This is a genomic window from Actinocorallia libanotica, from assembly GCF_039525175.1.
Taxonomy (GTDB): domain Bacteria; phylum Actinomycetota; class Actinomycetes; order Streptosporangiales; family Streptosporangiaceae; genus Actinocorallia; species Actinocorallia libanotica.
Window position 1 is genome coordinate 1 of record NZ_BAAAHH010000088.1, and the last position, 5,188, is coordinate 5,188.

Consider the following 5,188-nt stretch of genomic DNA (forward strand, 5'->3'; position numbering starts at 1 on the left):
CTGGAAGTTCAGCCCGTCCACGGACTTCACCAGGCCGTCGTCGGTCGGGAAGTGGATGCGCAGGTCGCGCACCTCCAAGAACGCCGTCGACGGCGTCCGCGGGTCCGTCATTCCAGCCTCACCCTCGGGTCGATCACGGCATAGAGAACGTCCACCACGAAGCTCGCGACCACGATGAAGATGGTCGCCAGCAGCACCACGCCCATCACCATCGGCAGGTCGCCCGACCTGATCGAGTCGATCGACAACGCGCCCAGACCGGGGAAACCGAACGTCTTCTCCGTCAGGACCGCGCCGCCCAGCAGCAGGCCCAGGTCCAACCCGAAGATCGTGAGGATCGGCGTCAGCGAGGCCCGCAGCGCGTGCTTGGTGATGACGGTCCGCTCCGGCAGCCCCTTGGCCCGGGCGGTGCGGATGTAGTCCTCGTTCAACGTCTCCAGCATCCCCGCACGCGTCAGCCGCGCGTACAGCGCCGCGTGCAGGAACGCCAGGGTCGCCCACGGGAGGATGAGGTTGTACGCCCAGTCCACGGGGTCCTCGGTGAAGGACCGGTAGGCCACCCCCTCAGGCCAGAGCTTGAGGCCGTAGGCGAACACCGCCAGCGACACCAGACCGGTGAAGTAGACGGGCAGCGACACCCCCGCCAGGGCCGTCATCATCGCCGCACGGTCGAACGCGCTGCCGCGGCGCAGGGCCGACAGCACACCGACGCCGATTCCGGCGATGAGCCAGAAGACGGCGGCGCCCAGGGCCAGGGACACCGTCACCGGCGCCCGGTCCAGGAGCGTGGGCAGCACCGGCTCGGAGGTGCGGAAGGAGTACCCCAGGCACGGGGCGCCGCAGTGCATCACGCTCGGCCCGTTGCTGAAGTCCTGGCCCGCCACCACTCCCTTGACGAACCGGCCGTACTGCACGGCGATCGGGTCGTCCAGGCCCAGCCGCTCCTTGATGTCGGCGATCGCCGCCTGTGTCGGGGCCTTGCCCGCGTAGGCGGCCGCGAGCTGGTCGGTCGTCTGGCCCGCCAGCCTCGGCAGGAGGAAGAAGATCCCGAAGGTGACCATGCTGACGATGAGGAGCATGGCGACGGCGCTGATCGCGCGCCGGATGAGGAAACTGAACACGAGCGGCGGCTCCCGGCCGTCCGGGATCCGCCCCGTGGAAGGGGCGGATCCCGGCGGCCGTCAGGCCTTCACCTGCCTTCTGCGGATCGCCTGCGGGGACTACTCGACACCGAGGTTGAGGTAGTCGTACATGCCGCCGTAGCCGTGGGTGAGCGTCACGTTCGTGACGTTCGCGGGCCGGTACAGCAGCAGCCGGGCGTAGATGAGCGGCACGATGCCCGCGTCCTCCATGACCAGCTGGTCGACCTTGGTGTAGCGGGCGTTGCGCGCCTCGGCGTTGGTGTCCTTGATCGCCTCGTCGAACAGCTGGTTGACCTCGGGCAGGTCGGTCTCCTGCAGGTTGGTGCCGCCGGAGGGCTTGATGGCCCGGCCGTCGACGATCTGCTGGAGGAAGCCGAAGCCCGACGGCCAGTCCGCGGCCCACGCCATCATCATCAGGCCGACGCCGTTGTCGTGCACCCACTTGGGCGTGCCGGCGTACTTGTTGAAGTAGTCGCCCGCGGGCACCTGGACGATCTCGGTCTTGATGCCGACCTTGGCCAGGCCCTGCTGGATGCCCTGGGCCGCGGCGACCTCCTTGGGCCGGTCCGAGCGGGCCGAGATCTTGGTGGAGAAGCCGTTCGGCTGCCCGCACTCGGCGAGCTCCGCCTTGGCCTTCTCCAAGTCGCCGTGCTGGTCGGCGCCGACGGGGTAGCGGTCGGCCTTGGCGTAGCCGGTGACGGAGGGCGGCACGACCGTCGTGGCGATCTCACCGCCGGCGACGGGGCCGCCGAAGGCGGTCTGCGCGGCGACCTTGTCGGTGGCGTAGGCCACGGCGCGGCGGCAGTGGACGTTGTCCAGCGGCTTCACGTGCTGGTTGACCGCGACGTAGCGCAGGTAGCCGGCGGTGACGTTGTCGGCGTTGGCCTTGTGCTTGGCGTCGCCCAGGACCTTGGGCTGCGCCGCGCCCTGGACGCCGGTGCCGGCGATGTCCATCTCCAGCGCGCCGGACATCAGCTTCTGGTCGAGGTCGTCGGCGTTCTGCTTGAGCGCGACCTCGATGGTGTCGGGCAGCGCCGTGCGCAGCGGGTCGGTCGCCTTGTCCCAGTGCTGGTTGCGCGACAGCTTCATGTGCTTGCCGCGCTCGTAGCTGTCGATCTTGTAAGGGCCGGAGGAGACGATGCTCTTCTGGTACTCCAGGCCCTTGTCCTTGGCCCTGGGCACCGGCTGGGTCTGCATCTGGACCAGGTAGTCGAACTCCGAGAACGGCTGGTTCAGGTGGAAGACGATGGTGTGGTCGTCGGGCGTCTCGATGGACTTCAGGCCCTCTTCGGACTTGTCCTCGTAGGGGCCCTTGTAGGGCGGGTCGTTGTCGAGGAGGTACTGCTTGAAGTACTTGGGGCCGAGCTGGAGCTCGGAGGAGAAGTTCGAGCGCTCGACGGCGTACTTGACGTCCTTGGAGGTGACCTCGGTGCCGTCGTCGAACTTGACGCCCTTGCGGATCTTGTAGGTCCAGGTCTTGCCCTCGTCCGAGGGGGTGCCCAGGGTCTCGGCGAGGTCGGGGACGATCTCCAGGCTCTCCTTGCCGGGGCCCACCTTGAAGGTGGTCAGCGCCCGGCCGTAGAGGCGGCCGAAGTTCTGGGAGAACGCGTAATACGTATCGCCCATGTCGGGTGAGTCCCAGTCATCCGAGCTGGCGTAGCGGATCGTCCCCCCCTTCTTGTCGGAGGGGTTGACGACGCCCTTCTCGACGGCGTTGAAGCCCGAGGCGTCGGCCGACCCTGATTCCTTGTCCGAGCCGCAGGCCGCGAGGCCCACGCTCAGCATCAGGCCGACCGCCGCGACGGCGGTCGTTGTGAACTTGCCCATGTGACCGGCACACCTCTTTCTGTGGGGGGTGACGGCGAACCCGGCGGGTTCACCGGGCCCGGGGATCGAGCGCGTCGCGCAGCCCGTCCCCGAGCAGGTTGAAGGCCAGGACGGTGATGAAGATCGCCATACCTGGAACGATCATGAAGAACGGCGTGTTCTGGTACGTCGGCACCGCCAGCGTCAGCATGCCGCCCCACGAGGGGGCGGGCGGGATGACGCCCACGCCCAGGAAGGACAGGGCGGCCTCGAAGAGGATGTTGGTGGGGATCAGCAGCGTCGCGTAGACGATGATCGGCGCCACCAGGTTGGGCAGGACCTCGCGGAAGAAGATGTGGAGGTGTCCGGCGCCGAGGCTGCGGGAGGCGTCGATGAACTCCCGCTCGCGCAGGGACAGGGTCTGGCCGCGCACGATGCGCCCGATGTAGGGCCAGTTGAAGAAGCCGATCACGAAGATCAGCACCCCCACCCGCAGGCCGTTGCCCTTGATCCCCAGCACCTCGCCCGGCACCACGCCCACCAGCGCGATCGCGAACAGCAGCAGCGGGAAGGCCAGGAACACATCCATCGCCCGGCTGATCACGGTGTCCACCCAGCCGCCGAAGTAGCCGGCGAGGCCGCCGAGGACGGTGCCGATCGTGACCGACACCAGGGTGGCGACCGCGGCGACGATCAGGGAGATGCGGGCGCCGGTGAGGATGCGGGCGAGCAGGTCGCGGCCGGTGGTCGGCTCCACGCCCAGCAGGTGGTCGGCGCTGATGCCCGAGTGCAGCCAGCCGTCCAGGGGGCGCTGGAACGTGGGGTCGATGAGGTCCTGGTTGTACTCCAGGGGGTCGGCGGCGAACCAGGGGCCGAAGACCGCGGCGGCGATCAGCAGCAGGATGACGGCGCCGCCGCCGAGGGCGACCTTGTCGCGGCGCAGCCGCAGCCAGGCGATCTGCCAGAGGGACCGGCCCTGGACGGCGGAGCCGAGGCCCTTCAGCAGGTCCTCGGGGTGGGCCTCGGTATCGCCCTTCGAGACCTCGATCGGTGCGGCCACGCTCACGTACCTCCGCAACAGGCGCCATCGCCGTAAAGCCGTCTGAGCGCAATCTGCTGTCGCGGGGCGGGGCACGCCAGACCCTGTGTCCGGATCGTGATCTCGTCGTTGCCCGATCAGCACCTCCCCCTGACACAGAAGCGGACATAAGTTACATTTAAGAACTTATGCCCGCTTTACTGTGGTTACTCGAATTACATAGGAACTACGGAAGTTTCCGCACCTCTGTCGCGATATGCCCGGCCGCAGTGGTGCCGGCGGAACCGCCCTCCGGGAAGTGGCACGCGGCGAGCTGACCCGAGGCCTTCTCCTCCAGCGGCGGGACCGTCGTCCTACACACGTCCTGGGCCTTCCAGCAGCGGGGGTGGAAGGGGCAGCCCGGCGGCGGGTCCAGCGGGCTGGGCACGTCGCCCTTCAGGCGGATCCGCTCGCGGTCCTGCCGCACGTTCGGGTCGGGAATCGGCACCGCCGACAGCAGCGCCTTGGTGTAGGGGTGCTTGGGATCGGCGTACAGGTCCTCGCGGTCGGCGATCTCCACGACCCGGCCCAGGTACATCACCGCGACCCGGTCGGAGATGTGGCGCACCACCGACAGGTCGTGGGCGATCACGACGTAGGTGAGGCCGAGCTCGTCCTGCAGGTCCTCCAGGAGGTTCACGACCTGGGCCTGGATAGAGACGTCCAGCGCCGACACCGGCTCGTCCGCCACGATCAGCTTCGGCTTCAGCGCCAGGGTCCGGGCGATGCCGATGCGCTGGCGCTGGCCGCCGGAGAACTCGTGCGGATAGCGGTTGTAGTGCTCGGGGTTCAGACCGACCAGCTCGAGCAGCTCCTGCACGGCCTTCTTCACACCGTGCGGGGTCGCGATCTTCTGGAGGTGGAAGGGGGCGCCGACGATCGAACCCACCGTCTTGCGGGGGTTGAGGGAGGAGTACGGGTCCTGGAAGATCATCTGGATGTCGCGGCGCAGCGGACGCACCCCCCGCTGCGACAGGCCCACCAGTTCCCGGCCCTCGAACTTGATGCTCCCGGACGACGGGTCCAGCAGGCGCATGATCATCCGGCCGGTCGTGGTCTTGCCGCAGCCCGACTCCCCCACCAGGCCCAGCGTCTCGCCCTTGTTCACCGAGAACGTCACGCCGTCGACCGCCTTGACCGCCGCCACCTGGCGGCGCAGCAG

Annotated in this window: 4 protein-coding genes; all 4 read right to left on the minus strand. The window is 68.4% G+C overall.

Going from position 1 to position 5,188, the window contains the following annotated elements:
• Positions 1 to 107: 107 nt before the first annotated feature.
• On the minus strand, positions 108 to 1,121 hold the full coding sequence (locus tag ABD140_RS39545) for an ABC transporter permease (protein WP_344248147.1): 1,014 nt from the start codon (positions 1,119 to 1,121) through the stop codon (positions 108 to 110).
• 99 nt (positions 1,122 to 1,220) lie between these two features.
• Positions 1,221 to 2,969, minus strand: a complete 1,749-nt coding sequence (locus tag ABD140_RS39550) for an ABC transporter substrate-binding protein (protein ID WP_344248149.1) — start codon at positions 2,967 to 2,969, stop codon at positions 1,221 to 1,223.
• A gap of 49 nt (positions 2,970 to 3,018) precedes the next feature.
• Positions 3,019 to 4,008: an ABC transporter permease gene (locus ABD140_RS39555; RefSeq protein WP_425544213.1), complete on the minus strand. Its 990-nt coding sequence runs from the start codon at positions 4,006 to 4,008 to the stop codon at positions 3,019 to 3,021.
• Positions 4,009 to 4,213: 205 nt separating this feature from the next.
• The coding region (locus ABD140_RS39560) for an ABC transporter ATP-binding protein (protein WP_344248151.1) at positions 4,214 to 5,188 on the minus strand (975 nt) is incomplete at its 5' end.